30 protein-coding genes and 1 tRNA gene are annotated in these 26,521 nt (G+C 36.6%); 23 read left to right on the top strand and 8 right to left on the bottom strand.

The features are described 5' to 3' along the window. Positions 1 to 9 precede the first annotated feature (9 nt). From carB to AB1278_RS15335, 9 genes are all read left to right on the top strand, one after another. Positions 10 to 3,192, top strand: coding sequence for a carbamoyl-phosphate synthase large subunit (gene carB, locus AB1278_RS15375; RefSeq protein WP_429815477.1), 3,183 nt, complete (start codon positions 10 to 12; stop codon positions 3,190 to 3,192). 118 nt (positions 3,193 to 3,310) lie between these two features. Continuing rightward, on the top strand, positions 3,311 to 3,754 hold the full coding sequence (locus tag AB1278_RS15370) for a hypothetical protein (protein ID WP_343642144.1): 444 nt from the start codon (positions 3,311 to 3,313) through the stop codon (positions 3,752 to 3,754). Between the two features lie 9 nt (positions 3,755 to 3,763). After that, positions 3,764 to 4,222, top strand: a complete 459-nt coding sequence (locus AB1278_RS15365; RefSeq protein ID WP_202843825.1) for a hypothetical protein — start codon at positions 3,764 to 3,766, stop codon at positions 4,220 to 4,222. A 129-nt stretch (positions 4,223 to 4,351) separates the two neighbouring features. Beyond that, the gene (locus AB1278_RS15360) at positions 4,352 to 4,651 is read left to right on the top strand and encodes a hypothetical protein (protein WP_429815473.1); all 300 of its coding nucleotides are present in this window, start codon (positions 4,352 to 4,354) and stop codon (positions 4,649 to 4,651) included. A gap of 227 nt (positions 4,652 to 4,878) precedes the next feature. Continuing rightward, the gene (locus AB1278_RS15355) at positions 4,879 to 5,379 is read left to right on the top strand and encodes a hypothetical protein (RefSeq protein WP_202843823.1); all 501 of its coding nucleotides are present in this window, start codon (positions 4,879 to 4,881) and stop codon (positions 5,377 to 5,379) included. Between the two features lie 52 nt (positions 5,380 to 5,431). Beyond that, the gene (locus AB1278_RS15350; protein ID WP_202843822.1) at positions 5,432 to 5,893 is read left to right on the top strand and encodes a hypothetical protein; all 462 of its coding nucleotides are present in this window, start codon (positions 5,432 to 5,434) and stop codon (positions 5,891 to 5,893) included. Positions 5,894 to 6,050: 157 nt separating this feature from the next. Next, positions 6,051 to 8,201: a TonB-dependent siderophore receptor gene (locus AB1278_RS15345; protein ID WP_343642151.1), complete on the top strand. Its 2,151-nt coding sequence runs from the start codon at positions 6,051 to 6,053 to the stop codon at positions 8,199 to 8,201. A 217-nt stretch (positions 8,202 to 8,418) separates the two neighbouring features. Continuing rightward, complete coding sequence (locus tag AB1278_RS15340) at positions 8,419 to 9,693, top strand: PepSY-associated TM helix domain-containing protein (RefSeq protein WP_429815468.1); 1,275 nt, start codon at positions 8,419 to 8,421, stop codon at positions 9,691 to 9,693. After that, positions 9,677 to 10,729 carry an alpha/beta hydrolase gene (locus AB1278_RS15335; RefSeq protein WP_429815465.1) on the top strand — a complete coding sequence of 351 codons (1,053 nt, stop codon included), beginning with the start codon at positions 9,677 to 9,679 and terminating at the stop codon, positions 10,727 to 10,729. Before AB1278_RS15340 ends, AB1278_RS15335 begins: the two co-directional genes overlap by 17 nt. A gap of 225 nt (positions 10,730 to 10,954) precedes the next feature. Here AB1278_RS15335 and AB1278_RS15330 read toward each other — a convergent pair whose 3' ends face one another. From AB1278_RS15330 to AB1278_RS15320, 3 genes are read right to left on the bottom strand one after another with little or no spacing between them, the layout of a single operon-like run. Next, positions 10,955 to 11,998, bottom strand: a complete 1,044-nt coding sequence (locus tag AB1278_RS15330; RefSeq protein WP_429815463.1) for a hypothetical protein — start codon at positions 11,996 to 11,998, stop codon at positions 10,955 to 10,957. A gap of 3 nt (positions 11,999 to 12,001) precedes the next feature. Beyond that, the gene (locus AB1278_RS15325; RefSeq protein ID WP_429815460.1) at positions 12,002 to 12,271 is read right to left on the bottom strand and encodes a hypothetical protein; all 270 of its coding nucleotides are present in this window, start codon (positions 12,269 to 12,271) and stop codon (positions 12,002 to 12,004) included. A gap of 7 nt (positions 12,272 to 12,278) precedes the next feature. Then, entirely contained in the window at positions 12,279 to 12,857 is a 579-nt protein-coding gene (locus AB1278_RS15320) for a hypothetical protein (RefSeq protein ID WP_429815457.1), read from the bottom strand. 69 nt (positions 12,858 to 12,926) lie between these two features. On the opposite strand from AB1278_RS15320, the gene AB1278_RS15315 reads away from it, so the two are divergent. The 9 genes from AB1278_RS15315 (at position 12,927) to AB1278_RS15275 (ending at position 18,837) form a co-directional block, all read left to right on the top strand. Next, a complete protein-coding gene (locus tag AB1278_RS15315) occupies positions 12,927 to 13,445 on the top strand; it encodes a Crp/Fnr family transcriptional regulator (protein ID WP_343642160.1) in 519 nt (172 codons plus the stop codon). A 53-nt stretch (positions 13,446 to 13,498) separates the two neighbouring features. Continuing rightward, positions 13,499 to 14,044, top strand: a complete 546-nt coding sequence (locus AB1278_RS15310; RefSeq protein ID WP_343642162.1) for a DinB family protein — start codon at positions 13,499 to 13,501, stop codon at positions 14,042 to 14,044. A gap of 39 nt (positions 14,045 to 14,083) precedes the next feature. Next, positions 14,084 to 14,596, top strand: a complete 513-nt coding sequence (locus AB1278_RS15305) for a methylated-DNA--[protein]-cysteine S-methyltransferase (protein ID WP_343642164.1) — start codon at positions 14,084 to 14,086, stop codon at positions 14,594 to 14,596. Positions 14,597 to 14,690: 94 nt separating this feature from the next. After that, positions 14,691 to 15,458 carry an isocitrate lyase/PEP mutase family protein gene (locus tag AB1278_RS15300; RefSeq protein ID WP_343642166.1) on the top strand — a complete coding sequence of 256 codons (768 nt, stop codon included), beginning with the start codon at positions 14,691 to 14,693 and terminating at the stop codon, positions 15,456 to 15,458. Further along, a complete protein-coding gene (locus AB1278_RS15295; protein WP_343642167.1) occupies positions 15,455 to 16,501 on the top strand; it encodes a bifunctional transcriptional activator/DNA repair enzyme AdaA in 1,047 nt (348 codons plus the stop codon). The genes AB1278_RS15300 and AB1278_RS15295 overlap by 4 nt, the downstream gene beginning before the upstream one ends. A 211-nt stretch (positions 16,502 to 16,712) precedes the next feature. Further along, positions 16,713 to 17,315 carry a DUF2911 domain-containing protein gene (locus AB1278_RS15290; RefSeq protein ID WP_062670647.1) on the top strand — a complete coding sequence of 201 codons (603 nt, stop codon included), beginning with the start codon at positions 16,713 to 16,715 and terminating at the stop codon, positions 17,313 to 17,315. A 3-nt stretch (positions 17,316 to 17,318) separates the two neighbouring features. Beyond that, complete coding sequence (locus tag AB1278_RS15285; protein ID WP_288442471.1) at positions 17,319 to 17,846, top strand: GNAT family N-acetyltransferase; 528 nt, start codon at positions 17,319 to 17,321, stop codon at positions 17,844 to 17,846. Then, positions 17,843 to 18,214 carry a cupin domain-containing protein gene (locus tag AB1278_RS15280; RefSeq protein ID WP_079241244.1) on the top strand — a complete coding sequence of 124 codons (372 nt, stop codon included), beginning with the start codon at positions 17,843 to 17,845 and terminating at the stop codon, positions 18,212 to 18,214. The genes AB1278_RS15285 and AB1278_RS15280 overlap by 4 nt, the downstream gene beginning before the upstream one ends. 242 nt (positions 18,215 to 18,456) lie before the next feature. Beyond that, positions 18,457 to 18,837: a PEGA domain-containing protein gene (locus AB1278_RS15275; RefSeq protein WP_202843801.1), complete on the top strand. Its 381-nt coding sequence runs from the start codon at positions 18,457 to 18,459 to the stop codon at positions 18,835 to 18,837. Positions 18,838 to 18,896: 59 nt separating this feature from the next. Here AB1278_RS15275 and AB1278_RS15270 read toward each other — a convergent pair whose 3' ends face one another. Together AB1278_RS15270 and AB1278_RS15265 are read right to left on the bottom strand one after the other, a co-directional pair. Further along, positions 18,897 to 19,640 (bottom strand): dienelactone hydrolase family protein, encoded by a 744-nt coding sequence (locus AB1278_RS15270; RefSeq protein ID WP_429815450.1) that lies wholly within the window; start codon positions 19,638 to 19,640, stop codon positions 18,897 to 18,899. A 196-nt stretch (positions 19,641 to 19,836) separates the two neighbouring features. Next, positions 19,837 to 20,268: a type I restriction enzyme HsdR N-terminal domain-containing protein gene (locus AB1278_RS15265; RefSeq protein WP_062670636.1), complete on the bottom strand. Its 432-nt coding sequence runs from the start codon at positions 20,266 to 20,268 to the stop codon at positions 19,837 to 19,839. 7 nt (positions 20,269 to 20,275) lie between these two features. Here AB1278_RS15265 and holA point away from each other — a divergent pair, with 7 nt between their 5' ends. The 3 genes from holA to AB1278_RS15250 all read left to right on the top strand — a co-directional run bounded on the left by holA (position 20,276) and on the right by AB1278_RS15250 (position 23,321). Further along, on the top strand, positions 20,276 to 21,313 hold the full coding sequence (gene holA, locus AB1278_RS15260) for a DNA polymerase III subunit delta (RefSeq protein ID WP_429815446.1): 1,038 nt from the start codon (positions 20,276 to 20,278) through the stop codon (positions 21,311 to 21,313). Positions 21,314 to 21,639: 326 nt separating this feature from the next. Continuing rightward, complete coding sequence (gene trxB, locus AB1278_RS15255) at positions 21,640 to 22,584, top strand: thioredoxin-disulfide reductase (protein WP_216444930.1); 945 nt, start codon at positions 21,640 to 21,642, stop codon at positions 22,582 to 22,584. A 524-nt stretch (positions 22,585 to 23,108) separates the two neighbouring features. Continuing rightward, positions 23,109 to 23,321 (top strand): hypothetical protein, encoded by a 213-nt coding sequence (locus AB1278_RS15250; RefSeq protein ID WP_062670628.1) that lies wholly within the window; start codon positions 23,109 to 23,111, stop codon positions 23,319 to 23,321. Positions 23,322 to 23,390: 69 nt separating this feature from the next. Here the strand turns inward: AB1278_RS15250 and AB1278_RS15245 are convergent, their stop codons facing one another. After that, positions 23,391 to 23,768, bottom strand: a complete 378-nt coding sequence (locus tag AB1278_RS15245) for a helix-turn-helix domain-containing protein (protein WP_343644247.1) — start codon at positions 23,766 to 23,768, stop codon at positions 23,391 to 23,393. Between the two features lie 283 nt (positions 23,769 to 24,051). Here AB1278_RS15245 and AB1278_RS15240 point away from each other — a divergent pair. Further along, positions 24,052 to 24,136: transfer RNA gene (locus AB1278_RS15240), tRNA-Ser, on the top strand. A gap of 294 nt (positions 24,137 to 24,430) precedes the next feature. Next, a complete protein-coding gene (locus AB1278_RS15235; protein ID WP_227941665.1) occupies positions 24,431 to 25,804 on the top strand; it encodes a site-specific integrase in 1,374 nt (457 codons plus the stop codon). Between the two features lie 51 nt (positions 25,805 to 25,855). On the opposite strand, the gene AB1278_RS15230 is transcribed toward AB1278_RS15235, so the two are convergent. Continuing rightward, positions 25,856 to 26,158 (bottom strand): hypothetical protein, encoded by a 303-nt coding sequence (locus tag AB1278_RS15230; RefSeq protein WP_227941664.1) that lies wholly within the window; start codon positions 26,156 to 26,158, stop codon positions 25,856 to 25,858. Further along, positions 26,145 to 26,417, bottom strand: a complete 273-nt coding sequence (locus AB1278_RS15225; protein WP_227941663.1) for a helix-turn-helix domain-containing protein — start codon at positions 26,415 to 26,417, stop codon at positions 26,145 to 26,147. Before AB1278_RS15225 ends, AB1278_RS15230 begins: the two co-directional genes overlap by 14 nt. Positions 26,418 to 26,521 lie beyond the last annotated feature (104 nt).

Genomic DNA, 26,521 nt, shown 5'->3' with positions numbered 1-26,521 from the left:
AAAAGAAAAATGGCAAAACGTACAGATATAAAAACAATTTTAGTAATCGGTTCAGGACCTATTATCATCGGTCAGGCAGCTGAATTCGATTACGCAGGAACGCAGGCTTGTCTGTCTCTGAAAGAAGAAGGCTACAAGGTAATTTTGATCAACTCAAACCCTGCAACGATCATGACGGATGTGGAAATCGCTGATAAAGTATATATCGAGCCGATTTCATTACAGTTTGTAAGCCACATCATCAGAAAAGAACGTCCGGATGCTTTATTACCAACTCTTGGAGGCCAGACAGGTCTTAACATGGCGGTAGAACTGGAGAAATCAGGAATTCTTGAAGAGTGCAAAGTGGAAGTATTGGGAACCAAGCTTTCTGCCATCAACAGAGCAGAAGACAGAGACCTTTTCCGTGAGCTGATGAGAGAACTGAACGAGCCGGTACCGGAATCTGATATTGTCAATACGGTAGAAGGAGCGCTTGCTTTCGCAGATGAAATCGGATATCCTGTAATTGTTCGTCCTGCCTTTACAATGGGAGGAACCGGAGGTGGTATCGCTTCCACAGAAGCTGAATTGAAAGAAATCGCTGAATTGGGATTAAAGCACAGCCCGGTTACACAGTGCCTTATTGAAAAATCAATCGCAGGATTCAAAGAAATTGAGTACGAAGTAATGCGTGATGCAAACGACAACGCCATTGTGGTTTGTAACATGGAAAATATAGACCCTGTAGGTGTTCACACAGGAGACTCTATCGTAGTTGCGCCTTCTCAGACGCTTTCAGACAGAGAATATCAGCTGCTGAGAAATGCTTCACTGAAAATCATCAGAGCATTAGGAATTGAAGGAGGATGTAACGTACAGTTAGCTTTAGATCCGCATTCATTCGATTACTATATCATCGAAGTAAACCCGAGAGTTTCCCGTTCATCAGCATTAGCAAGTAAAGCAACAGGTTACCCGATTGCAAAGATTGCTGCAAAGATTGCTGTAGGATTGACTCTGGATGAAATCATGAACCCGGTAACAGGAAAAACATACGCATGTTTTGAGCCGGCTCTTGACTATGTGGTAACAAAATTCCCAAGATTCCCATTCGATAAATTCGAAACGGCAGACAGAAGACTTTCTACTCAGATGAAAGCTACTGGAGAAGTAATGGCAATCGGAAGAAACCTTGAAGAATCATTACAGAAAGCGATTCGTTCACTGGAAACAGGAATCAAGCATTTAGGTTTAAAAACCAAGCAGGCTCAGGCACTTACTGCTGAAGAAATCGAAAGAAGAATCAGAGTATGTGATGACGAAAGATTATTCATCATCGGGGATGCTTTAAGAAGAGGATACGACTGGGAGCAGATCGTAGAATGGAGTAAAATTGACAAGTTCTTCATCTGGAAGCTGAAAAAACTGGTTGACTTCGAAAAAGTAATCGCTGAAAACAAATTCGATAAAGAAACCCTGATTGAAGCGAAGAGATTAGGCTTTGCAGACATCAACATCGCAGTTCTTTGGGATGTAAAAGAGCGTGAGGTTTTCAACTTCAGAAAAGAAAACGGAATCATGCCGGTGTACAAAATGGTAGACACCTGCGCCGCTGAGTTTGAAAGTGAAACACCTTACTTCTACGGTACGTACGAAGAAGAAAATGAAAGTGTAGTTTCTGACAAAGAAAAAATCATCGTACTAGGTTCAGGACCAATCAGAATCGGGCAGGGAGTAGAATTTGACTACGCAACCGTTCACTCCGTATGGGCAATCAAAGAAATGGGTTACGAAGCGATCATCATCAACAACAACCCGGAGACAGTTTCTACAGACTTCTCCATCTCTGATAAATTATATTTCGAGCCGCTTACTGAAGAAGATGTAATGAACATCATCGAGCTTGAAAAGCCTAAAGGAGTAGTGGTACAGTTCGGTGGACAGACTGCCATCAACCTTGCAGATAAATTAGCCTCTCACGGAGTACAGATTTTGGGAACTTCACTGGAAGATCTTGACAGAGCTGAAAACAGAGATAAATTTGAAAAAGCACTTCAGGAGCTTGGAATTCCTCAGCCAAAAGGAAGAACTTCAACTTCCAAAGAAGAAGCGATAAAAATTGCCAACGAAATCGGATATCCGGTATTGGTACGTCCAAGCTACGTTCTTGGAGGTAGAGCAATGGAAATCGTATATGCTGAAACAGAATTGGCTCACTACATGGAGCACGCAGTAGATGCGAGTCCTGAACACCCTGTTTTGGTCGACAAGTACATGGTAGGAAAAGAAATCGAAGTAGATGCCATCTGCGACGGTGAAACGGTAGTGATTCCTGGAATTATGGAGCACATCGAAAGAGCAGGGGTTCACTCCGGAGACTCAATCGCGGTATATCCTCCACAGAATATCTCTCAGAGTGAAATCGATACTTTGGTAGATTACACGCAGAGACTGGCAAAAGGACTGAATGTTATCGGATTAATGAATATCCAGTACGTTCTTTTCGAAGGAAATGTCTATGTAATTGAAGTAAATCCACGTTCTTCAAGAACAGTTCCTTTCTTATCTAAAATCACAGAAGTTCCGATGGCAAACCTTGCAACAAAGGCAATCCTGGGACAAAAACTGAAAGATTTAGGTTACGAAAACGGATTGGTTCCAAATAAAGAAGGCGTATTTGTAAAAGTACCGGTATTCTCTTTCTCTAAGCTAACGAAAGTTGATATCTCTTTAGGCCCGGAAATGAAGTCTACAGGAGAAGTTATGGGGAAAGATACAACCCTTGAAAAAGCACTTTACAAAGGATTGGTAGCAGCGGGAAGAAAAGTCCCTATGCACGGATCTATCCTGTTCACAGTAGCTGATAAGCATAAAGATGAAGCAGCAGCTCTTGCAGCAAGATTCCATGAAGTTGGATTCAGAATCTGGGCTACGGAAGGTACTGCGAAGTTCTTCGAAGAAAAAGGAATCCCTTGCAAGATCGGATACAAAATAGGAGAGGAAGATGTAAACCTTATTGACCTGATCCAGAAAGGAAAAGTTCAGTATGTTGTGAATACCACTACAAAAGGTAAGCAGGCAGAAAGAGACGGATTCCAGATCAGAAGAATGAGTGTGGAAAACGGTGTTCCTTGTTTAACTTCAATGGATACGGTAGAAGCCATCTTAAAAGTAATCGAAAGCATGAGCTTCAAAATGGAGACAATGTAATTTCGAGCCAGAATAAATACTTAAATTCCGCAAGTTTTCTTGCGGAATTTTTTTATCATTTAATCTAAACAGAGAGGATTCTGTTTATTTTTGCAAAAGCCATTTAAACTTCAATATAATGAGTATAAAATCAATTACGATAGGATTTCTATGTTGTATTTTCGTAACAGTGCTTTCAGGATGTTCCTGGATAACTGATTTCTATATTCAAAACCTGACTGGATCTAAAAAAATAATTAAGATCAATTACAGTTATCCCATCTCAAAAGCAATTGATAATGAAGTTAATAGCTTTGCATTTAATTATGAAAATAGAATATTGTCCCCTCGATCTTTCTATAAAATCAAAAATCCAAAGTCTCTTGAAAAAATAGAAATAAAAGATTCTTCCATTGTTCTTGAGCTTTATCCAAATTCAACAACAAAAATTTACACAAGCCATAATGGAAGCTGGAGATATCGGATTAAAAGTGTTGAGATTAATGGAACCATTTTTTATCCTTCAGAATTAATAAATAAAAGCAGATATATCAGTAAGGGTTATGTTTATAAAATTAATTAAAAGTTTACTATGAATTTTTATTTGAAAATAAAACAGACTTTTCTAAAAAGCGTAATAGCGTTTATACTTATTATGGGTTTTCAGGCCAAAGCTCAAAAATCCCAGTTTAATATTGTTGGAAACTGGGAATCCATTGATTACTGGAAGAGTAAAGGCAAAGCAGGCTTTACTAAAGATGGATATGTATCTATTACAATTAACGGGGAAGAAATTGACGGCAAGAATTTTATCATTCACGGAGGTCCTAATAATGGACAAAAGGGTGAACTCAAATATAAAATTGATGTGGAAACGACACCAATTCATATTGATTTTATTGCACTAAAAGATAATCAGGAAAAAGGAAGACTGCTAGGAATTATCGTACCTGTTAACGATTCAAAATTCCTTATGCTGATCAACATGAATGGGAAACGGCCTGAAAGTATAGATCATGATGAAACAATGACACTTACAAAGATTAAATGAAATTGATCTGAAAAACAGTTTAAACCTCATACATTTCAGCAATTTATGAGGTTTTTCTATATAAATTCTATAATTTAGTTTAGTCAATATTTCGGTTAAAAAGAATATTGTGGTATTATCAATTATTCTATGAAAAAAACACTATTTGCGCTCACTTTTGTATTAGGAGTTATATGTATTCTCAATATCAATTTTCCATTAAAAAAGCAGGATATCTATGGAAAATATATTAACATGAATTTTGATAAGCCAATTTGCTGTGTGGAAGCTCCTCACACTGCTGATACTTTAGTTTTATATGAAGACAATACATTTAGAAGTAAATTTTATGGAATGGGTACATATAAATTATATAATGGAATAAATCCTGAAATAGAACTTCATTATACTGATTTTGGTCAACCAGCTGCTTACAAAACCTATTTTTAAATGGGATTTTTGAAAAGCCTAAAATTAGTCTAAATGCAGATTCAAACCATTATTATGAAAAACTTGATTGAAAACACACAACTTTCGATTAATTATCAATTATTTTAATCACATCAACCTAAAAATGCATTTATGTTTGCCGAATTATTTATAAATTAGAGCGTTAAAATTCAAGCTGTTATTATTATTTAAAAACTAATACAATTCCACCAAATCAAAATATAACCATGGCAGAATATTATGCAAAATCAAGCAATTCTTTAACTTTTGAAATTACAAAAGAAGAAAAATTAATTGGGAAACTTGCTTACACAAGTTGGTTTAAATTTAATGCTGTCATTGAAATTGCAAATGGTAAGATCTATCAGGTAGAGCCGAAAGGTTTTTGGGGAACTACCATTGAGCTGAAAGATCAGGAAAGAGTCCTTCTGAAATTCAGAATGAACTGGAACGGGGAAATTGTAGTGCAGACTTATTTTGACGGCGTGAAGAATGGCTATCTTTTTAAACACAGAGGCATTTTTAAAGAATCATTTGTCCTTACAGCTCAGGACGGCATCGAGCTGATGATCATAAAACCCCATCTGAAATGGACTTCTATGAATTACGAATACCAGATCACCACCTCTGATGCCTATGAAACCCTTCCGGAAAAAGAAATCGTTTTAATTAATGCACTGCATTGCGCCAATTATTATATGTCGATGATGGCCGCTGCTGTTATATAAGACAGTTAAATTAAAACTTTAGCAATAAGTTACCTTTATTTTTATTGGCCTTATGGTAAAAAAGAATTGTGTCCTGAGTATTTTCGGACTGCTATTACTATTTCAATGTAATCCTGTTAGCAAAAATTACAAAAAAGAATTTGAAAAATTTGTTTTTGATTCTGATCAGGTTTTATCCAATGGTGATATTTTACATCCTGCTTATGCCTATCTTAAAGATGGAAAATTAAAAGGTCTTGAGTTTAATAATCATCCAGAATGTGGAGAAAATACCAAAAGATATTTTTTTTCTGAAAATGAAAAAATAAAGAAGATTGTTATTGAGAAAAATTATTATAATGAAAGCTGTGGTAAAACTTTTGACTCATTATTCATTATATATCCCGTATTGGGCAAAACAATTGTGTATGCGGATAATACAAACGCAAAAGAAATAGAAGGTAATGTTTTGCGGGAGGAAAAAATTAATATTGATCGCTATATGAAAATGATTAAAAATTGGAAAAATAAATAAAAAAACTTATATATTGATTGAATAAAGGGTTTTCGGAATTTTCGAAAACCCTTTATTTATGGGCTATTTCATTGAGTAAGTTTTATGATTTGTGTCATGTTTTTATTTAGAATTAATAAAAATAAAATAATTTTGTAGAACTAACTTAATTATAAACATGAAAAAAACTATTATTTCTGCAGCTCTATTAGCCGTAACGATGCTGAGTGCCCAGCAAACAGATACCATTAAAGTGGCTGAAATTCAATCCGTATCGCTCCAGGGAACTCACAATTACAGAACCAAAAAATCTGAATCTATCGCAAGACTTCCTCTTGAAAACCTTGAAAATCCAACCGTTTACAACCTCGTTCCCAAAGAAATCATCAGTGAAATGGGGGCAATGGACTTCAATACAGCGATGGCTTCCGCACCAGGTGTTGTCGTAAGCAATAGTGTCAACGACAGCGGGAATGATATTTTCATGAGAGGTTTCAGTTCCAATGCCAGTTTCAGAAACGGATTGATTCAAAATCCAAGAGTGCAGTCTGAGATCGCTAATATCGAAAGAGTAGAAGTAATAAAAGGTCCATCCGGAACTTTATTCGGAGGAACATTAGCCAATTATGGCGGTGTGGTGAATATCGTTACGAAAAAACCACAGGAAAACTTCGGGGGAATTATCAACTATACCACCGGAAGCTGGGGAATGAACAGGATCACAGCCGATGTAAATACCCCTTTAAATAAAGAAAAAACGGCATTGGCAAGATTCAATGTCGCAGCCTATTCTCAGGATTCTTTCCAGGATGCAGGCTACAACAAAGGATTATTTTTCTCCGGAAGTGTTTTGTACAAAGTAAGCGACAAAACCACGGTGACACTTGATACGGAGTTCCATGCTCCTGACAAAACATTGAATGCCTATGTAAGAAACTCAGAAAAGCTGACTCTCCACTCCATGAAAGACCTGGAAGTCGCTTATAAAAGAGCATTCACAAGTAATGATATCGGTTCCAAAAGAACCAATTTTGTAACAATGGCTGAGGTTACCCATAAATTCAACGATCAATGGACCTCAAGAACATCTTACCAAAGAGGAGAAGCCAATGAAAGCGAATCTATCTTTTTAGTACTCAGATATCTGAATAATAATCAGGTAGAAAGAATGATCCGTCCTTTTGACAGCTTTAAAGTGACCACAGACAATATCCAGCAGAATTTTACAGGAGATTTTAAAATAGCAGGGTTAAGAAACCGTCTGGTAGTAGGAATAGATTACTTCCAGCAAACAACAAAATATCAGTTCCCTTACTATGAGGCCAACGGATACAGTAATGTTTTCATGCCTTATGATAAAGTGAATCTCGACAGCTCTTCCGCATGGGATCCTATCTCAAGAAACAAATTCATGAATAAGGAAAGAAAATCCACAGAATCGGATATTACAAGATTCAGAACCATCAGCGGTTATATTTCCAATGTTTTAAATATCACAGATAATTTGCTGGTAATGGCCAGTTTGAGAGTAGACAGCTATAAAAATGATGATATGGTGGTAAATGGTGTAGAGATCTCTACCAAAAACGGATATCCTGAAAATAAAGTTTCCGGTTACAGCCAGACCCAGTTTTCACCAAAGTTCGGATTGGTGTATGAAATTGTAAAAGATCAGATCTCATTCTTTGCCAATTATGTGAATGGATTTAAAAACTATGCTCCATCACTGAATGAAGTGGGTATCCTGACAAAGTGGGATCCTGAACAGGGAAATCAGATTGAAACTGGTTTCAAAGTAGATCTTTTCCATAAAAAATTACTGACAACCGTAAGCTATTATAATATCAATGTTAAAAACAGACTGGTTGCAGATCCGGGCGGAATAGGAAGTATTCAGGATGGGAATATCAAAAGTCAGGGACTGGAAATAGGGATCATTGCCAACCCTTTCAAAGGATGGAATATCGTTGCCGGATACGGATATAATGATAACAAATATGATGACCGGAGCAAAGACAGCGGAAAAAGAATTGCCTGGACTCCAAAACATGTTGCCAATCTATGGACAAGCTACAAAATTATGGATGGTGCATATGAAGGACTTGGTTTCGGAGCCGGATTTAATTTTGTAGACCAGACCTATATCAACATCACCAATCATTTTCTTGCTCCTTCTTATACTACGGTAGGTGCAACAGTTTTTTATGACAGGAAAAAATACAGAATCGGTCTGAAAATGAATAATGCGCTGAATGAAAACTACTGGAACTTCTACGGACAGCCACAGAAGCCAAGAGAAATTCTTGCCAATTTTGCATTCAAATTTTAAATCTAAAAAAACAAAAATAATCTCAACGAAAATATAAGGAGGAAAACCGCAAAGGTGCAAAGCTTTGATTTATAATATATCTATTTCTGAAGCCTTGAAATATGCTAAAGTAAACGGCAGCAGAAATAACTCTTTTCACTTTACAAACACGCCATTATAAATACAATTGCGCCTTTGCATTTTCTACACTTACATTGTTGATTGGATGAAAACAGATATGAAAAATAATAAAACGAATCCTAAAAAAAAGCAGGGTAAATCCCTTACCAAAAGGATCACCGGCTGGCTGCATCTATGGCTCGGCCTGGTTTCCGGAATCATTGTGCTTACTGTTACTCTTTCGGGAACTGTATTTGTCTTCTGTGACGAAATCATTGATCTGTGCGGCGGAAGCGCAAAATATGTCCAGGCTCCGGCTAATGCAGAAAAAATGACCCCCGAAGAGTTGCTTGCCCACTTTCACCAGCAGGTTCCGGACAGAAAAGCGTTCTATTTTGATACCTACAAAGATGCTGACAGAAGTTTCAGAGTAGCTTCAGCAACGAAGCCTCCTAAAGATAAAAGTGCGGACAAGGCAGACAAACCAAAGAAAAAAGGCCGTGGTCCACGAGGTGTATTTGCCTATCATTATCTTGACCCTTACACCGGAAAAGTAATCGGTTCTACCAAAAGCTATGAGTTTTTCTATGTTGTAGCCCATATTCATGCGCAGCTATTGGCAGGAAAGTTTGGGAAAACGGTGGTTGGCGTTGCTTCCATCATCTTTTTTGTTCAGCTTATCGGTGGACTTATTCTTTGGTGGCCAAAAAAATGGAACAAAACAACCAGAACAACTGCTTTTAAAATCAAATCCGGAACGAAATGGCGCAGGAAAAACTACGATTTCCATAATGTCTTTGGGTTTTATTCATTGCTTCCGGCTGTGTTTATTACCATTACAGGATTGATTATGGCATACAAGGTCTTAACCGATCTTACCCAGCAGGCTTTCGGAGGAGCCGTGGATGCCCATACCATTGCAGAAAAATATGAACCTAAGTTTGATCCGGAGAAAAAAGCTCTGACCTATACTGATTTTCTTGACAGAAAATTTAAGGAGTTTCCTGATGCAAAACAGTTCAGAATGAGTATTCCGAGAAATGATTCCGCAACGGTCTATCATGTGGTGGCAGCTCAGTTTATTGGTCTGAAAAGCCTTATCAACGGAAAAAGGATGGAAACCAACAAATACACCGGAAAAGAAATTGATTATCCTGAAGAAGTACAGAAGCACGAAGTGATAGAGCACATGAACTTTGACCTTCATGTAGGGTATTGGGGCGGAATGTTTGGTAAAATATTCACATTCATTATCGGAATGATCTGTACCAGTCTGCCGGTTACCGGATTTCTGATCTGGTGGGGACGCAGAAACAAATCACCCAAAAAGAATAAAGAAATTAAAAATATTCATCAACACAGAAAAGATTCACACCATGAACAATTGGTTTAAAATTATATACCTTCCTGTATTTTTACTGTTTACATTTGGAAAATCCCAGGAAAAACTAACGATAGGGGAGAAGCAAAATGTATTTTCAAAAGTTCTAAATGAAAACAGAGAAATCTGGGTTCATCTGCCCAAAACGTATAACGACAATACTATCAATCCTGCTAAATACCCGGTGATCTATCTTCTGGATGGAGAAATCAATTTTGAATATTACACAGGATTAACGGATTTCATTGCCAGAACTCCCTATGCCGACATTCCTGAATGTATTGTGATAGGCATAAAAAATACAGAAAGAACAAGAGATCTTACCCCAACGAAAGCTCAGAAGAAAAGTCCTGTAAACCCTAATATCACTCTTTTTGCAGACAGTGGCGGAAGTGAAAATTTTGTAAAATTTATACAGGAAGAATTGAAACCATTCGTTAATAAAAACTACAGAACACAGGATTATTCAGTGTTGGTAGGCCATTCTTTCGGAGGTCTGTTTGCGATCAATACCTTCCTTTTACATCCGGATTATTTCAATGCTTATGTTGCGAATGATCCCAGTTTATGGTGGGACAATAAAGTAACCATCAAAAGAACGAAAGAGTATCTGGAAAAGAATAAGAACTTTCCTGCAAAAAAATCTTTGTATGTTTCTCAGGCAGACAATGAAGAACAGCAGAAAAACTGGAACTCCGATATGACCCAGGCTATTGAAGAATTTAAAGGAATGATAGAAAAAAACGGATCATTAAACTATAAACATAGCTTTTTCGAAGGAGAAACCCACGGAACTGTTTCCTATCCCGGAAATTATGAAGCATTAAAGTTTATATTCAAAGGTTTCAGAACCGATATAAAACAACTTGCCAAAAATCCCAAACTGCTTGAAGAAGACTATAAAAAGTTTTCCGAAAAAATGGGAACAGATTTTATTCCTTCAGAGGCCTATCTGAATGTAGTGATCAAATTTATGAAAAGTAATGGTTTTAAAGAGCCCGAAACTTATTTTATGAATCTGAAAGACAACTATTATCCTGAGCAATAATGCATTGAAAATAAAAACCAAATCCGTTTACCAACAGATTTGGTTTTTTATATCTTGATTCTAAAGTAAGCTTTGGCTAAAGCAGATTTATTCTAAAGAACTATCCTCACAGTTTGTCATTCCGATTTCTTTTATTTAGATGATAAGAGTATAGATTCCTACGGAATGGACAACTGAGTGTATAATGGATTATTCCGGTAGAAATCTGAATAATTTTTCAGTGAATTAATGCCTGTTATCACAATTAATCGGGAAATCCTTCTCCTTTTGATCTAAAAAGCTGATGGAAGGACAGCCAAAAGACTGTGCCATGAATCCAAAAATAACAGGAGGCTTTCCTTTGAACAGGTGGCCGGTATATTGGAAAACATTGGCTTCATCAGCATCTATTCCATACAGAGGAACAAACTCTACGCCATCACTTCCTGCAAGGCTGAAGGTCTTTTCCGCAATTTTTTCCTTACGATCATTGATGACCGCAAGCTTACGTTCTGTGATATTTCCTTCTTCAAGATAATCCTGAAGATAATAGGTCAGATTTTCATATTGTGTCTGGTAGGTTTTTCCCTTGGTAAGTTTGGACTGACTAAAATATTTTCCTGAACTGGCCGCATCAGCTTTTTGCCATTTCACAGCTTTCATTTTATGGTTTACGAAAGGATTTTTATTCCCAAAATAAGCGATAGCATTAGTATAACGGTCGTATTCTGTTGTTTTTTGATGAGTGGCTACCTGGAATCCCATCATATAAGAATCCGGGTCTAAATCCTGATCATCGGAATAAGGACTTAAATAAGCCACGGCTTTTAATTGGCTGACTGGCATTTTTTGAAGTTGATTAGAACCATACTCATAGATGTACAGAGAATCATTTTCTGTGAGATGAATTCCTTCAAGCAGTTTTTTTCTGCTGGGAGCATCCAGTTCAAAATGCTGGCGTTCCTCATAAGTCATATGTTTCTGGTTTTTCATAATAGCTTCAGGTACAGGCTGTACTCCCTTATAGATATCCGAAACAGAAATGAAAATATCAATATCAGAATCTTTTTCTGCGGATGAAATGACAGACAGACTGAAAATATTAAAATCCATATAATCTATTTTCTCCTCAGTTTTTACCGTTTTTACAGAATCATTTGTTGTTTTTATTTCTGTAACCACTGTTTTTTTCTCTTCTTTCTTACAGCTTATAATAGCCAATGGCAAAAGTAAAAGAGCAGCGGCAGCTTTGGGTTTAATGATTTTTTTTAGCATTAAAGTGTTTATCATATTCTAATTCATTTTGTAATAAGGTTCTGAAAAATATTTGCTGGGTTTAATGTAAGCCATTTTCCTTTCTGCATCAAAGATCCAGATAAATCTTCGGAGCATATCGGCACCGAGATAACTTACATTTTGTGTTTTCAGTTCCCCGGAGAAAAACCCTACGGAAACATCTTTAAACACATTGTTTCCCAATTTAAAATAGGGAAGAACAGCTTGTTGGGTAATTAAAGTTTTGCCTTCAGAATTCTTGAGGGTTTTCTCTCCTGTTATCTTCAATTTTTTTTCAAGTTGTTGTTTTTTCAGTGAATTCGTTGCTGTAGAGTATAGCTCCTGAAAACCCGGATTGCAAAACAAAATAGGCTTCCTGCTGCTGATCATCTTCAAGGATATTATCTGCGGCTAGGTAAAATCCTTCATGATCCAGAATGATATTGATGGGTTGGTAGTCTTTCAGATCCGGCATTTTGTCGTAGATCACAAACTGGTTGTTATCGTAATCAATTTTAAATGCTTTCCCTTCAAAAATTCCGGTTCCGATTTTTCCGTCCGCTTCATGACCTGTCAGCTGATTGTCAAAAAAACGCACATTTTCCTGGATGATCTTTCCGATCTCAACAGTATTATTATCGCTGATTTCTTCTTTATTAAAAATAAGATGACCTGCTTTGCGCTTGCTGTCGGGAGAAATTGAATAATCCTTCATGGCGATCTGAAACATCAGATCCAGAGAATCCTTTTTGTTGACAAGGGTTTTGACAATGATATTATTGTGTTTTGTGATCCGGAAGGGGATGGTCTGCTGTGCTTTCATACCATACAATCCGGCAGAAAGCAGTATGAAAAGTACTGTTCTTTTGAGCATTATCAGTGATTAGTGTTTTAAAACTTTAAAATTACCTATTATCTTTGGAAAAGCAAATAATAAAATGAAATGGTTGAAAAATTGCTTCAGAGCGGAATCCATTGGGAAAAGAAAGCATTCAGACGGAATGAGTTTCTGAAGATTTCAGGCAGTACAGATACCTCTATTTATTTTATAGAAAAAGGAAGTGTCCGGATCTTTATGATGGATGAAGATGAAGAAAGGATCATTCGTTTCGGATACACAGGAAATATTATTGTCAGCCTGGATTCCTTTTTGTCGGGAAAGCCTTCGGAACTTTACATTCAGGCGATTAAGAAAACAACGGTGAAAGTAGCTTCGAAAAAGGATTTCTATGCGTTGATACAATCAAATGAAGAACACATGAAATTCTGGATGAGTGTTCTGGAAGATCTCGTACTACAACAGCTTGAAAGAGAAAAAGATCTGCTGATCAATGCTCCCGGAGAACGCTTTGAAAGAGTTTTAAAACGAAGTCCGAAGCTGTTTCAGGAAGTTCCCAATAAATATATCGCCAATTATCTGAGAATGTCACCGGAAACCTTGTCCAGACTGAAAAAATCTTGAGTTCAGTCAAGATTTAAGAACAACCAGATCAGCATATTTGCATAAAAAACGTAATGAAAATTTCAACCTCAGAATTACTGGATGAGTTAAAAAACAGAACAAAGCAGCATTTACAGTTTGCTGAAATGTTGTCTTCAAAGACTGAACATGATCTGAATTTCAGAACTTCCGCAGACAGCTGGAGTATATTGGAATGCCTGGAACATCTCAACCGCTATGGTGATTTCTATATTCCTGAAATAAGCCGTGCTATTTCCTATGCTGGAAAATCCTCATCAACTTTTTTTAAGCCCGGGATTCTTGGAAACTATTTTGCTAAAAGCATGCTTCCCAAAGAGAATCTGAATAAGATGAAAACGCTTAAAGCCATGAATCCTATCCACAGTAATCTGGATAAAGGTGTAGTGGATACATTCATAAAACAGCAGGAAAAAATGCTTGAGTTATTGGAAAAAGCACAAAAGGTTGATCTGGAAAAGACAAAAACAAATATCAGTATCTCAAAGCTGATCAGGCTGAAGCTGGGAGACACTTTCCGGTTTGTTATTTACCACAATCAAAGGCATGTTGAACAGATAAAAATAATTTTAACGGATTAAAAACAAGTATGATTTCCAAAAATGCTTACTTTTAAACGAATGGAAATTATACACCAAAAAAATATATCAACCCCTTTGGGTGAAATGATCGCCTGTGCCGTGGATCAGGGAATCTGTCTGCTTGAATTTACTGACCGGAAGAATATCGAAAAACAGCTGAAGGCCCTGTCAAAAGTTTTAAAAGCTGATATTGCAGAAAAAGAGCATCTTCATTTTGTACAGCTGGAGAACGAACTGAAAGAATATTTTGAGGGAAAAAGAAACCGTTTTGAAGTTCCGTTGTTTACTACCGGAACAGAGTTTCAGGAGAAGGTCTGGCAGCTGCTGCGTGAAATTCCGATGGGAGAGATAAGAACCTACAAGCAGCAGTCAGAAATACTGGGAAACCCGAAAGCGATACGTGCCGTAGGAACAGCCAATGGAATCAATAAAATTGCGATTTTGATTCCCTGTCATCGTGTGATAGGCTCAAACGGTGAATTGGTAGGCTATGCAGGAGGAATCTGGAGAAAACAAAAACTGCTGGAGCTTGAAAAGGCCATCTTATTTTAAACCAAAATTTACATTCGGAGAATTATAAAAAATAGGTGTTCATTTTTCGGTTGTAGAACAGGTAGTAATCTTTCTACTTTTGAATAAAAAAATTATGATCAGTTTTAAACAGTTACATCATGGTGAAGAACCGTTACTTTTGGGTAATGTATGGAATGTAGAAAGCGCAAAGGTATACGAAAAGCTGGGCTATAAAGCATTGGCAACCTCAAGTTCGGCAGTCGCACTGAGTTTAGGATATGAAGATGGAGAAGAGATGACCTTTGAAGAATATTTTTATATCATCAAGAGAATCAGAGCTTCCGTTTCAATTCCTTTGTCGGTAGATCTGGAATCCGGATATGGTCTTGAAAATGATACGGTAGTTTCAAATATCATGAAACTTATAGAAATTGGAATATCGGGGATTAATATTGAAGATACCAACGTTATTGACGGAATACGAGAACTCATAAACAGAGATGTTTTCTATGAAAAATTAAAAGATATTTTTATCAAATTAGGAGAAAACAGAGATAAGGTATTTATCAATGTACGCACAGATCCTTTTTTACTGAATATTGAAAATGCGCTGGAAGAAACTTTAGAGAGAATCAAACTGTTTGAAGAACTTAAAGCCGATGGCGTTTTCATTCCGGGCATGACAGCTGAAAAGGAGATCAGAACTATTACAGAAGCTACTTTTCTTCCCGTGAATGTTATGGCTCTTCCTGATTTACCCGATTTTGATACGCTTAAAGCATTAGGGGTAAAAAGAGTTACTTCAGGTGCTTTTATGTACAGACATATCTACCGAGAGCTCGAAAAAGCAAGTCAGGAAATTACAAACGTAAGAAGTTTTTCACCTCTTTTTATCTCATGATGGAACTTACAGAAAAAATAATGTACGAGGCATCTTATATCAAAGATGTTTCATTTGAAGGGATATTCTGGATGGGCGTAAAAACCACAGGGATATTCTGCAGACCGACCTGTACCGCACGGAAACCGAAATTTGAAAATGTAGAGTTTTTTTCCAATACCAAAGATGCAATGCTCAAAGGATATCGCCCGTGTAAAGTGTGCAGACCTTTGGAAAACCTCAATGCCACACCTCCGTATATCAAAGATTTATTGAAAGAAATTGCCAACGATCCCGCATTAAAGCTTAAAGATTACGATCTTGTAAAAAGAGGATTGGAACCCGCAACAGTCCGCAGATGGTTTCTGAAACACCATGGGATTACGTTTCATGCTTTCCAGAGAATGTCAAAACTCAATACAGCATTTAAAAAACTTCAACAGGGAGAATCGGTTACAGAGGTAGCATTTGACACAGGATATGAAAGTCTGAGCGGTTTTAATGAGAGTTTTAAAAATATTTTTGGAGTATCACCTAAGAATAATTCCATGGAAAAGATCATTGATCTGAAGAGAATAGAAACGATGCTGGGAACAATGATAGCCTGTGCCGATGAACATGGAATCTGTCTTTTAGAATTTTCCGACAGAAAAGCGCTTCCGACAGAATTAAAAAGTGTTGCGGAATATTTTAAAGCAAACATTATACAAGGAGAAAATCCTCATTTTGTTACGCTGGAAGAAGAATTGAAAGAGTATTTTGAAGGAAAAAGAACCGCATTTACAGTTCCTATTTCCCCTGTAGGAACAGCTTTTCAGAAAGAAGTCTGGGCTATTCTTCAGGAAATTCCTTATGGTGCAACAAGAAGCTATCAGGAACAGGCAGATATTATGGGAAATCCTAAATCCGTAAGAGCTGTAGCCAATGCTAATGGTCTGAATAAGATATCCATTATAATCCCTTGTCATCGCGTAATTGGAAGCAACGGACAATTAACAGGCTATGGAGGTGGAATCTGGAGGAAACAAAAGCTGTTGGAATTGGAAAAGGCTATATTATTTTAGAAAATAATTTATTCTTATCCTGTTTTTCAATACTATTTGGAAAAGGGAAAACTATTAAGAAAAGTAAAATATTTAATAGTTGATTATTTAATTTTAAAAAGGATTTGGTTAAAAAATACCTGTATAGAAAAATATCGGTAAAACAAATTTTAACGAAGTTTATGAAAGCTAATTCGCTCTGAATTTTGTAATTTTAAACAAAAATTTACACGTGAAAAAGTTACTAGCAGCAGTTTGCATTTCAGTTTCAGCATTCAGTTTTGCTCAGGATTATTCTGTGCCGGCAGCAAGTCCGCGCCAGAAGGTTGAGCAGCAGTTTTCAATGTCTAAAATTACCATTGATTATGGAAGACCGGGAGTGAAGGGACGTAAAATTTTCGGAGAACTGGTTCCTTATGGCCAGGTTTGGAGAGCGGGAGCGAACTCTTCTACAAAAATTACTTTCGGACAGGCCGTTAACTTCGGTGGGAAAACAGTGCCTGCAGGAACATACGGATTGTTCATCGTTCCTACAGAAAAAGAATGGAAAGTTATCCTTAATAAAGATTTCCAGCAATGGGGAGCTTATACTTACGATCCAAAACAGGATGTAGTAGACGTTACGGTACCGGTTAACAAACTGACAGACAAACAGGAATGGTTTGAAATCACTTTAAATCCTACAGATGAAAACTCAGGAAACCTGGTTATCAAATGGGATATGGCTCAGGCAGAAGTTCCTTTGAAACCGTCCAAATTAGACACTGTCATCAAGATTTCCGACAAGTTGAAAGAAATCAAGAAAATAGAATCAGATTCTACTAAAAAAGGCTAAGCAATGAATTTTTCTGTTCAGCCTGTTTTAGAGAATGAAGAATTTCAATTAATCCCCTTACAGCAAGGGGATTTTGAATCTTTATATGAAGTGGCTTCCGATCCTAAAGTCTGGGAACAGCATCCTAACAAAGACCGTTATAAGAGAGAAGTTTTTGAAAACTTTTTCACAGGAGCTATGGAGAGTAAAGGTGCTTTCAAAATTATGGAGAAAGCTACCGGAGATGTATTGGGAAGCAGCCGTTATTATGATTTTGATGAAGAGAACAATCATATTTTCATTGGATATACTTTCTACGGAACAAAATCATGGGGAAAAGGCATTAATCCTAAGGTTAAAAAGCTGATGCTGGATTATATCTTCCAGTTTGTAGACAAAGTTCATTTTCACATTGGAAAAGAGAATTTCCGTTCGCAGACAGCTTTGGAAAGACTGGGAGGTCAAAAGATTGCTGAAGAAGAAGTGGCTTATTTTGCAGAACCTACAAGAACCAATTTCGTGTATGAAATTAAAAAAGAAGATTGGATATGAAAAAATATAAAATCCAGCAGTCACCATTTGTAGTTCCTACAACAGATGGAAAACTGATTGAAGAACACTGGGGAAACTCTACAGGAAATTCTACTGTTTCCATTGCTCATATGGTAGCACCTCCGGATTGGAGTGAGCCTCACCAGACTCCTGAGTTTGATGAATTTACCTACATTATTTCAGGAAAAAAGCAATTTGAAATAGACGGAGAAATTGTTGTTCTTGAAAAAGGACAGAGCATCCTTATTGAAAAAGGAGCAAGAATCCGTTATAGTAATCCGTTTTCAGAACCATGTGAATATCTTGCGATCTGCCTTCCTGCATTTTCTATGGAATTGGTGCATAGGGAAGAGGAAGGCGTAGACTAAAAAAGCTGTTAAAAAAATATAAAAGCAAATCTGCATATCAGTGGGTTTGTTTTTTTTATTCCCAATTTTCAAAAGACGATGCAATTGTATGGTATTGAGTCTTTTGAGATCAGATTTCAGGAAGCAGGTAATGAGAACATAGGTTAATACTATATTTTTTGAAATATTTGTTCTGATTGATAGTACTGATTTTTGAATTATTTTGTAAGTTCGCGGACTTAAAAAATGAACGACTAAGATCTATGAAAAACAAATTATCAATTGTGCTGTCCCTGAGTATTGCGCTTTCTACCACTTCATGTGCAACCATTTTTACAGGAACTCAGGATCCAATAGCTTTTACTTCAAACCCTGAAGGGGCAAAAGTATTTCACAAGGGAATTGAAAAATGTACAACACCTTGTACAACCAAAATTCCAAGAGGTTTGGGTAAGCAAATGGTTACATTTGAAAAAGAAGGATTTGAGAAGAAAGAAGTAAAACTGACAAAAACTTTTAATGCCGTAACTTTACTCAATATTATTCTTGGAGGAGCAATAGGAGTGGGAATTGATGCTGCAACAGGTTCTCTTACCAAATATTCTCCAAAAAAATATGATGTTGAGCTGGAGGCTCAACCATAATTGATTCAGGTAAAAAATAAAGGCAAATTCATTGATTCACGAATTTGCCTTTTTTATGTTTATTTCAAAATTTCTTTCAGGAACAGCAATGTGTGGTTCCATGCTCTTTTGGCCATTGCCGGATTATAATCCGGTGATTTCGGATCTGTGAAAGTATGTTTGGAATGGGCATACGTGATAATCTGCCAGTCGGCATTTCCATCGTTCATTTCTTTGATGAGGTTATTGTAATCTTCAGGGGTCACGCTTTTATCATCTGCCGGATTTTCAACAAGAATTTTAGCTGTCAAAGCTTCATTCTTTCTGCTCTGATCTCTGCCCAGACTTCCGTGGATGGAAACAACACCTGCTACAGGCAGATGTCCTCTTGCGGATTCCAATGCTCCCGTACCTCCGAAGCAGTAGCCGATTACTGCTACCTTATCAGAAATGGCTCCGTTTTTCTTCAACTGCTCCAATGCCAGCGAAATTCTTTTCTGGTACTCCTGATAATTCTGTTTGTAATACCCTGAGCTTTTTGCAGCAGATTCGTTATCTGCAGGAATTTTCCCTTCACCGTAAATATCAGCAATAAAAGCAATATACCCTTGCTTTTCGAGTTCAATAGCGGCTGTTTTAGCTTCTTCGTCAATACCTTTCCAGGCTGGAAGAATCAGTACTCCGGGAAGTTTTTTTCCGGCATTGGAAGTGATGAGACCATTAAGTTTCTGGGAACCGTCCTGGTAGGAAACAGGTTTAAGTATCTGACTGAAAAGATTTCCTGAAGCCATAATCATTGCAGTTAATAAGATGGAACGTATCATATTTTTGTAATTTATTTTAATATAAACTACACTAATCCTTTCACAAATACAACCAATAACAATTGTGCAATTCGTGTAAAAATTTGTGATATTAGTGTTGAGAAAAAATCTTATCGAAATTAATAAAAATAACTCAGAAAGAATATTGATAGAATATTATTTAATACTTTTCAGAAATTATCTGATGTTATAAGCCTTACTCAGGTTTGTAAAACTGGTATTGCTCATTTTCATAATAGGCATTAATGTGCTGCAAACCGTTTGTTAAAATAATTTCCCTGGCACCGATAATAGAATTGTATCGGGCAGTCTGTTCAAAAGTTTTTTCCGTTAATTTGATCTGCGGAGCTTTACATTCAATCAGAATTATAGGTTCGGTTTTTTCAGTAACCAGAAGGTCAATTCTTTTGGTAAGACCATTCAGGATAATCTTTTTTTCGGTAATCAGGGCAGATGTGGAGTAGGATTTTACAGTAAGATAATAATGTACCCAATGTTGTCTGACCCATTCCTCAGGAGTGAGCAGAAGATAAGTTTTGCGGACCAAATCATAAATAAAAAACTTATCTTTGTCTTTCTTGAATTTAAAATCAAAAGTTTCCTGAAAATTCAGTTTTGGAAGTTCCATTAATAAGATGAAAGAATTAGATTTAATCCTCAAAAATATTAAAAATAAAGAAGTTTTACCTATTTATTTTTTCCACGGAGAAGAAGCTTACTTTATTGATGTCGCTGTAAAGGCTCTTGAACATAACTTTTTGGAAGAAGATGAAAAAGCTTTCAACCAGACTGTTACTTATGGAAAAGATACTTCTTATCAGGAAGTTCTTTCCCTGGCAAGACAGTTTCCGATGATGGGAGACAAACAGGTGATTATTGTGAAAGAAGCTCAGGATTTACGATTCAATGAAGAGGAAAACAGAATTCTGGAAGCCTATGTAGAAAATCCCGTTCCTTCAACGGTATTGGTTTTTGCTCATAAACACAAGAAACTGGATAGCAGAAAAAAGGCTGCCAAAGCTTTAGATAAAGCCAAAGTTCTTTTCCTTAGCGAATCTGTAAAGGAAAGCAACCTTGCCAAATGGATTTCAGATGAGTGTGTAAAGCTTAAAATCAATACAGCTCCCAATATTTCCCATCTGCTGGCAGAATATCTGGGAAATGACCTGTCCAGAATTGCCAACGAGCTGAACAAGCTGAAGATGATCCTTAAAGAAGGAGAAATCCTTGATGGAACCATCGTTGAAAATCATATAGGAATCAGCAAAGAATATAATATTTTTGAGCTCCAGAAGGCTTTAGGAACTAAAAATGCCAATGCAGCCTTTAAGATTGCTCATTTTATGGGTAAAAACCCGAAGAATAATCCTTTTGTCATGATGCTGGCAAGCCTTTATAATTATTTTTCAAACGTTATTATCTATCAGACCATGGCAGGGCAGTCTCCACAGACCATTGCTTCACAGATGGGAGTGAATCCTTATTTTATCAAAGACTACGCGGAAAGTGCCAGACTTTACCCTTTGAAACATGCTACAAGAGTCATTTCTATTTTACGTGAATTCGATATGAAAGGAAAAGGACTTGGAGCGGTAAATATGGGAGAAGCTGAGCTTATTCGGGAACTTGTGTATAAGATCATCAATGTAGATAAGATTAAAATGAAGGTGTGAGGCGAGATGCGAGGTAGCGAGTTGCGTGTTGCGTGTTGCGTGATGCGTGTTACGGGATAGTGAGATTCGGGATATGGTGGATAAAGGACATTAAAAAAAGTTTTAAATTTCCTGCCAATCTAAATTCCGTAACACAATAACCCGAATCCCGAAACCCGCACCCCGAATCTCGAATCCCGAACCCCGGAATTCACCCCACAACAGTTACCATCGAAATTCAACATATCAGATATTGACAAGTATCATTAAAATAACTTTAAAAAGAAATTAAAAATTCCGAAATTAGCGGTCTAATTCAAATTAAATCTTTTCGAACAAAGCAAATTATGGAGCAAAACATTTTAGATTGTGTGATCGTTGGATCTGGGCCTTCTGGTTTCACAGCTGCTATCTATGCAGCAAGAGCAGACTTAAAACCTGAATTGTATACAGGTTTGGAGCCGGGCGGACAATTAACAACCACTACTGAAGTGGATAACTTCCCAGGGTATCCAGCCGGGATTACAGGTCCTGAAATGATGATGGATCTGCAAAAACAGGCAGAAAGATTTGATACCAAAGTTCATTACGAAATGATCACTAAAGCTGAATTCTCTAAGGAAACAGGCGGTGTTCACAAATTATATGCAGGAAACAAGGAGATCCTTGCCAAAACAGTTATTATCTCTACAGGAGCTACTGCAAAATATTTAGGTCTTGAAGATGAGAAAAAATATGCAGGAGGCGGTGTATCAGCTTGTGCTACTTGTGACGGATTCTTCTACAGAGGAAAAGATGTTGTAGTAGTAGGAGCGGGTGATACAGCTGCTGAAGAGGCTACATACCTAGCAAAGCTTTGTAAAAAAGTAACGCTGTTGGTAAGAAAAGATGTTTTCAGAGCTTCAAAAGCAATGGTTCACAGAGTGGAAAATACGCCGAATATCGAAGTGAAATTCCACCATGAATTAATCGGGATTGAAGGAGAAAACAGCCTTGTAGAAAGAGCTGTAATCATCAACAATCAGACTCAGGAGAAATCTACAGTGGATGTGGAAGGGATCTTTATCGCCATCGGTCACAAGCCGAATACGGATATCTTCGCAGGTCAGGTAGATCTTGATGAAAACGGATATATTGTGACTGAAAAAGGTTCTTCAAGAACGAATCTTCCGGGGGTATTTGCGGCCGGAGATGTTCAGGATCATATCTACAGACAGGCTATTACAGCTGCGGGAAGCGGATGTATGGCGGCAATGGATGCAGAGAAATATTTAGCTGAATTACACGGATAGTATTCAGTGTATACAATACAAAGCGTACCCGAAGGGTGCGCTTTTTTGTTCCTATATACCTGAGCTTTGTTGGGTAATCGCAATGTCGCAAAGGTTTTTTTCACTTTATGTATGATTTTAAGGTGTAAGAACATTTCGACTTCGCTCAATATGAGATTTTCAGTAAAGAATATACGTTATCAATTTTATCGGAGATAAAATCTTTGCACCTTATAACAGTCTTTTTTTAATATTACTTGCGCCTTTGCGCTTACAACATTCAACATCTCTCCATACCCAATATTCGATAAGAAATTAGATAAATAGCTTTATTTTCCAGAAATACTTCCAAAGTCCTCATGACCACCTATATAACAACTGAAGACGTACACATTCCCCTCCATCGGAGGGGTGGCAAAAATTCTTTGAATTTTTGACGGGGTGGTTACGACTATACAATTGAGTAAAAGTGATAGATAAGTTATTATGATCATCTTGTTTTGCGTAAAGTAAAATCCCTAAATTAGCCCATAATCAAAAACAAAATGGAAACAAAAATCATAAAAGTTACACACGTTACCGGAACCTATATCATTGAAGTTCCCAATGGAGCCCTTAATGACATGAAAACCCAGCTGGACAAATGCCTTAATGATGAACAGGGCGCAATTGTAGTAAAGGGAGAAGATGGAGATCAGTTTGTATATCCGTCTGATTTTTTAAAAAACAGTTTTATTTCCATTGTTGATAGGGAATAGGTAGCTTTTACAGGTATAAAATAAAAACGGCTTCCATTGGAAGCCGTTTTGTTCTTTATGTGGTGGTGATTATCCCTTTTTTAGTTTTTCATTTTCTTTTTTTAAAGCTTTAATCTGCTCTTTCAGAAGATTAATGTATTCCTGTTGGTTTTCTAATAAGTAATTGGGAACGTTACAAAAAAGATTGTAATTAATGCTTGCATTATCATTAAGACTTGAGTTGTCATTAAGAGTAGAGTTCTGATTTTGTGTTTGAAGAGCTTTCTCCTCTTTAATATCTTCTACAGAAACATCTAGTGCTTTGGCCAGTTTTTCCCATTCATCATCAAATATTCTGACATCTCCATTTTCTTTTCTGCTGTAGTTGGAGACATCGGTCGCAAGAAGATCAGCAATCTGCTGCTGAGTATAGCCTTTCTGCTTTCTTAAAGTTCTTAGTTTTTCCATTGTCATAGGGTGGCTGTGTTTTTACAAATGTAGTGAAAAATATGTGTGTTTGTAAATATAGCTGTAAGTTTTGTCATACAAAAGCCTTTCTATGATGGGATTCCCCAAAACATGGGTGTTTTAGATTTTTATATTGAAACTTTAGCGAAAGAGTGAAAAATAATTCCCCTGATTCCTAGTCTATTATTAAGTTTTGTTAAAATTTGTGTGGGAAAAGTTTTGCAGAAATTAAAAATCGTTCTATATTTGCACCACTGAAAACAACGGTATAGCCGGAGTTTAGGGAGAGTTGGCAGAGTGGTCGATTGCGGCAGTCTTGAAAACTGTTGACTGTAACAGGTCCGGGGGTTCGAATCCCTCACTCTCCGCAAGATGCAAAAACGTAAGTTTTCAAAAAGCATCAAAAAATATTTAAATCCTGCAAAATCAATGATTTGCAGGATTTTTTATTTATTGCAATTGCTGTAATTTTCAAAAATACTCCAAAAGTTTGTGGCAATTGTGTGGCAATTTTTAAATTGATTGAAAATTGCCATAGAAAGCAGACTTAAAAAGCTGTAAAAATGCATTTAAACAATGTGTAATGAACACGTTGCAAATCTAAACATCTTGATTCGAGGAACTTTTAGTTTGACATTTATAACCTTAAAAAATGTTGAATTATGTTAGTAGAACAAAGCTATGGGCTCACTTTCTTTTTAAAGAGCTCAAAAAATGAAAAGGTCCGCCATATTTATGTGCGGATAACTGTAGATGGTATTCCAAAAGAAACCTCTACGAAAAGAAAATGGTATCCCAACCGATGGGATCAGAAAGAAGGCAAAGCTGTGGGTACGAAAGAAGATGCAAAGATTATTAACCTTTTCCTGGAATCTTTAATGACTAAGATTAACAGCCACAGAACTGAGCTTATGAATAATGGTATTCCCATTACCTCAATTGATCTTATAAACTTCGTAAACGGAAAATATAAACCTAGAAATAAGGTGCTTGAAGAATTTCAGGAACATAATGATGAGATGGGTAAATTGGTAGAGACCGCAGAATATGCCAAAGGAACACATGACCGTTATATTACCGCAAGGTCCCATGTTCAAGAATTTATCAAGTATCAATATAATAAAGAAGACGTAGAGTTCAGAACACTGAACTACGAGTTTGTAAAGGATTATGATTTGTACTTAAAAACAGTAAGGAAATGTTCTAACAATACTTCATTGAAGTATATTAGCAATTTTAAGAAAATAGTATTAAGAGCTGTTGCAAAAGAAATTATTCCTAAAGATCCGTTTAAGCTATTTATTGGAAAGAAAACCAAGGTTAAAAAGAAGCCGCTGACAAAAGCTGAACTAAAACGAATTGAAGAAAAAGAATTTAGCTCAGAAAGGTTGTCGGTAGTACGGGACATTTTTGTTTTTCAGTGTTACACAGGATTGTCCTATATAGATGCTTTCCAACTCAAATGGGAAGATATTAAAGAAGCTAATGATGGAAGTGCCTGGATTATGTCCAGCAGGCAAAAATCAAAATCTGACACTGATATCCCACTCTTGCCTAAAGCGCTGGAAATTGTATCGAAATATAAAGATGATCCATTATGCATAAAAAGAAGCACCGTACTGCCTGGTCGCTCAAATCAGAAAATGAATGAATATCTAAAGGAGATAGCGGTTTTATGTAATGTTAATGTAATACTTAATACTCATAAAGCACGACGTACTTTTGCCAGTACGGTTACTTTAAACAACGGTGTATCAATACACGTTGTTAAAGAAATGCTGGGTCATCATTCAGTGAAACAGACAGAGGATTATGCAATCACTGAACAGGAATCAATTGCTAGAGAAATGAAAGATCTTGAAGCCAAGCTAAGAGGTAACAATAATTTCAATAGGGATTTGGCTAAACTTCTCGAACAGCTCGAAGAAGAATTCCATGATTTAAAAAACACTCGGAACGCTTATTCAGAGCTTTCTCTTGCTGAGAGATGTAATGCTTTTGAAAATATGCTCATTAGGGCAAAGGCTATTATTTAATAGAAACAATCCCCGCAATGCATAAAGTTTTGAGGGGATTGTTTTTCTGTCTCAGCTTTTCTGTATAGACAGAATTTCTACTGTGCTGCGATAATCTGGATGATAAGATGGAATGTATTTAATGTATCCAAACTGCTGAAGTTGCTTAAAATATTTATGATAACTGGTTATTGTAGTGATATGCGAAAACTCCATAAGCTTCCTCCTGCTCACTCTGATAATCCATTTTTCATTTTGCTTGCAAGCAAGGCGGGCAATTGCAGTTAACAAAGCAATATGCCAAACATTCAATTTTGGATCACTTTGAATTTCATCAAGGAAATCAAACCAGTATTGTATATCATTCCTTTTCATAATCAAATAGATGTTGAAGGTCTTCACAATTGTAATAATACGAGCCCAATAATTTCTTGAATCGAATTTTGCCAGTGATCCTGAGGTTTTGTAATGTCGAAGCAGAAATATTCAGTTTTCTGCGAATTACCTTACTCCGCATCCAGCCAAATTCTTCATCCTCTCTTGAATTAGCTAGCTTAGATTTTAGTAGGTTCTCAATATCCGAAACTATTAGGTTTCTCAATGCTGTTAAATCATTTTTCGTTATTGTATCCATTTTTATAAATTTTGATTTAATTCAAAATTTAAACTTTGGACTTACAGATATCCTAAAAGAGGAAGTCACAGGCATAATTTTTCTTTGTATTTCTTATTGCCTGT

The organism is Chryseobacterium sp. NRRL B-14798 (assembly GCF_050470705.1).
Lineage (GTDB): Bacteria > Bacteroidota > Bacteroidia > Flavobacteriales > Weeksellaceae > Chryseobacterium > Chryseobacterium cupriresistens.
Note: the sequence above shows the minus strand (reverse complement) of the source record. Positions and strands in the feature narration are given on the sequence as shown.

Bases quoted from the DNA above. Each gene is read 5' to 3' on its own strand.
- AB1278_RS15345 (WP_343642151.1), top strand. From the start codon at position 6,051: ATGAAAAAAACTATTATTTCTGCAGCTCTATTAGCCGTAACGATGCTG.
- AB1278_RS15330 (WP_429815463.1), bottom strand. From the start codon at position 11,998: ATGATAAACACTTTAATGCTAAAAAAAATCATTAAACCCAAAGCTGCC.
- carB (WP_429815477.1), top strand. From the start codon at position 10: ATGGCAAAACGTACAGATATAAAAACAATTTTAGTAATCGGTTCAGGA.
- AB1278_RS15315 (WP_343642160.1), top strand. From the start codon at position 12,927: ATGGTTGAAAAATTGCTTCAGAGCGGAATCCATTGGGAAAAGAAAGCA.
- AB1278_RS15360 (WP_429815473.1), top strand. From the start codon at position 4,352: ATGAAAAAAACACTATTTGCGCTCACTTTTGTATTAGGAGTTATATGT.
- AB1278_RS15350 (WP_202843822.1), top strand. From the start codon at position 5,432: ATGGTAAAAAAGAATTGTGTCCTGAGTATTTTCGGACTGCTATTACTA.
- AB1278_RS15320 (WP_429815457.1), bottom strand. From the start codon at position 12,857: ATGCTCAAAAGAACAGTACTTTTCATACTGCTTTCTGCCGGATTGTAT.
- AB1278_RS15235 (WP_227941665.1), top strand. From the start codon at position 24,431: ATGTTAGTAGAACAAAGCTATGGGCTCACTTTCTTTTTAAAGAGCTCA.
- AB1278_RS15365 (WP_202843825.1), top strand. From the start codon at position 3,764: ATGAATTTTTATTTGAAAATAAAACAGACTTTTCTAAAAAGCGTAATA.
- holA (WP_429815446.1), top strand. From the start codon at position 20,276: ATGAAAGAATTAGATTTAATCCTCAAAAATATTAAAAATAAAGAAGTT.
- AB1278_RS15370 (WP_343642144.1), top strand. From the start codon at position 3,311: ATGAGTATAAAATCAATTACGATAGGATTTCTATGTTGTATTTTCGTA.
- AB1278_RS15245 (WP_343644247.1), bottom strand. From the start codon at position 23,768: ATGGAAAAACTAAGAACTTTAAGAAAGCAGAAAGGCTATACTCAGCAG.
- AB1278_RS15270 (WP_429815450.1), bottom strand. From the start codon at position 19,640: ATGATACGTTCCATCTTATTAACTGCAATGATTATGGCTTCAGGAAAT.
- AB1278_RS15265 (WP_062670636.1), bottom strand. From the start codon at position 20,268: ATGGAACTTCCAAAACTGAATTTTCAGGAAACTTTTGATTTTAAATTC.
- AB1278_RS15225 (WP_227941663.1), bottom strand. From the start codon at position 26,417: ATGGATACAATAACGAAAAATGATTTAACAGCATTGAGAAACCTAATA.
- AB1278_RS15230 (WP_227941664.1), bottom strand. From the start codon at position 26,158: ATGAAAAGGAATGATATACAATACTGGTTTGATTTCCTTGATGAAATT.
- AB1278_RS15280 (WP_079241244.1), top strand. From the start codon at position 17,843: ATGAAAAAATATAAAATCCAGCAGTCACCATTTGTAGTTCCTACAACA.
- AB1278_RS15275 (WP_202843801.1), top strand. From the start codon at position 18,457: ATGAAAAACAAATTATCAATTGTGCTGTCCCTGAGTATTGCGCTTTCT.
- AB1278_RS15305 (WP_343642164.1), top strand. From the start codon at position 14,084: ATGGAAATTATACACCAAAAAAATATATCAACCCCTTTGGGTGAAATG.
- AB1278_RS15340 (WP_429815468.1), top strand. From the start codon at position 8,419: ATGAAAAATAATAAAACGAATCCTAAAAAAAAGCAGGGTAAATCCCTT.
- AB1278_RS15300 (WP_343642166.1), top strand. From the start codon at position 14,691: ATGATCAGTTTTAAACAGTTACATCATGGTGAAGAACCGTTACTTTTG.
- AB1278_RS15250 (WP_062670628.1), top strand. From the start codon at position 23,109: ATGGAAACAAAAATCATAAAAGTTACACACGTTACCGGAACCTATATC.
- AB1278_RS15285 (WP_288442471.1), top strand. From the start codon at position 17,319: ATGAATTTTTCTGTTCAGCCTGTTTTAGAGAATGAAGAATTTCAATTA.
- AB1278_RS15355 (WP_202843823.1), top strand. From the start codon at position 4,879: ATGGCAGAATATTATGCAAAATCAAGCAATTCTTTAACTTTTGAAATT.
- AB1278_RS15335 (WP_429815465.1), top strand. From the start codon at position 9,677: ATGAACAATTGGTTTAAAATTATATACCTTCCTGTATTTTTACTGTTT.
- AB1278_RS15295 (WP_343642167.1), top strand. From the start codon at position 15,455: ATGATGGAACTTACAGAAAAAATAATGTACGAGGCATCTTATATCAAA.
- AB1278_RS15310 (WP_343642162.1), top strand. From the start codon at position 13,499: ATGAAAATTTCAACCTCAGAATTACTGGATGAGTTAAAAAACAGAACA.
- trxB (WP_216444930.1), top strand. From the start codon at position 21,640: ATGGAGCAAAACATTTTAGATTGTGTGATCGTTGGATCTGGGCCTTCT.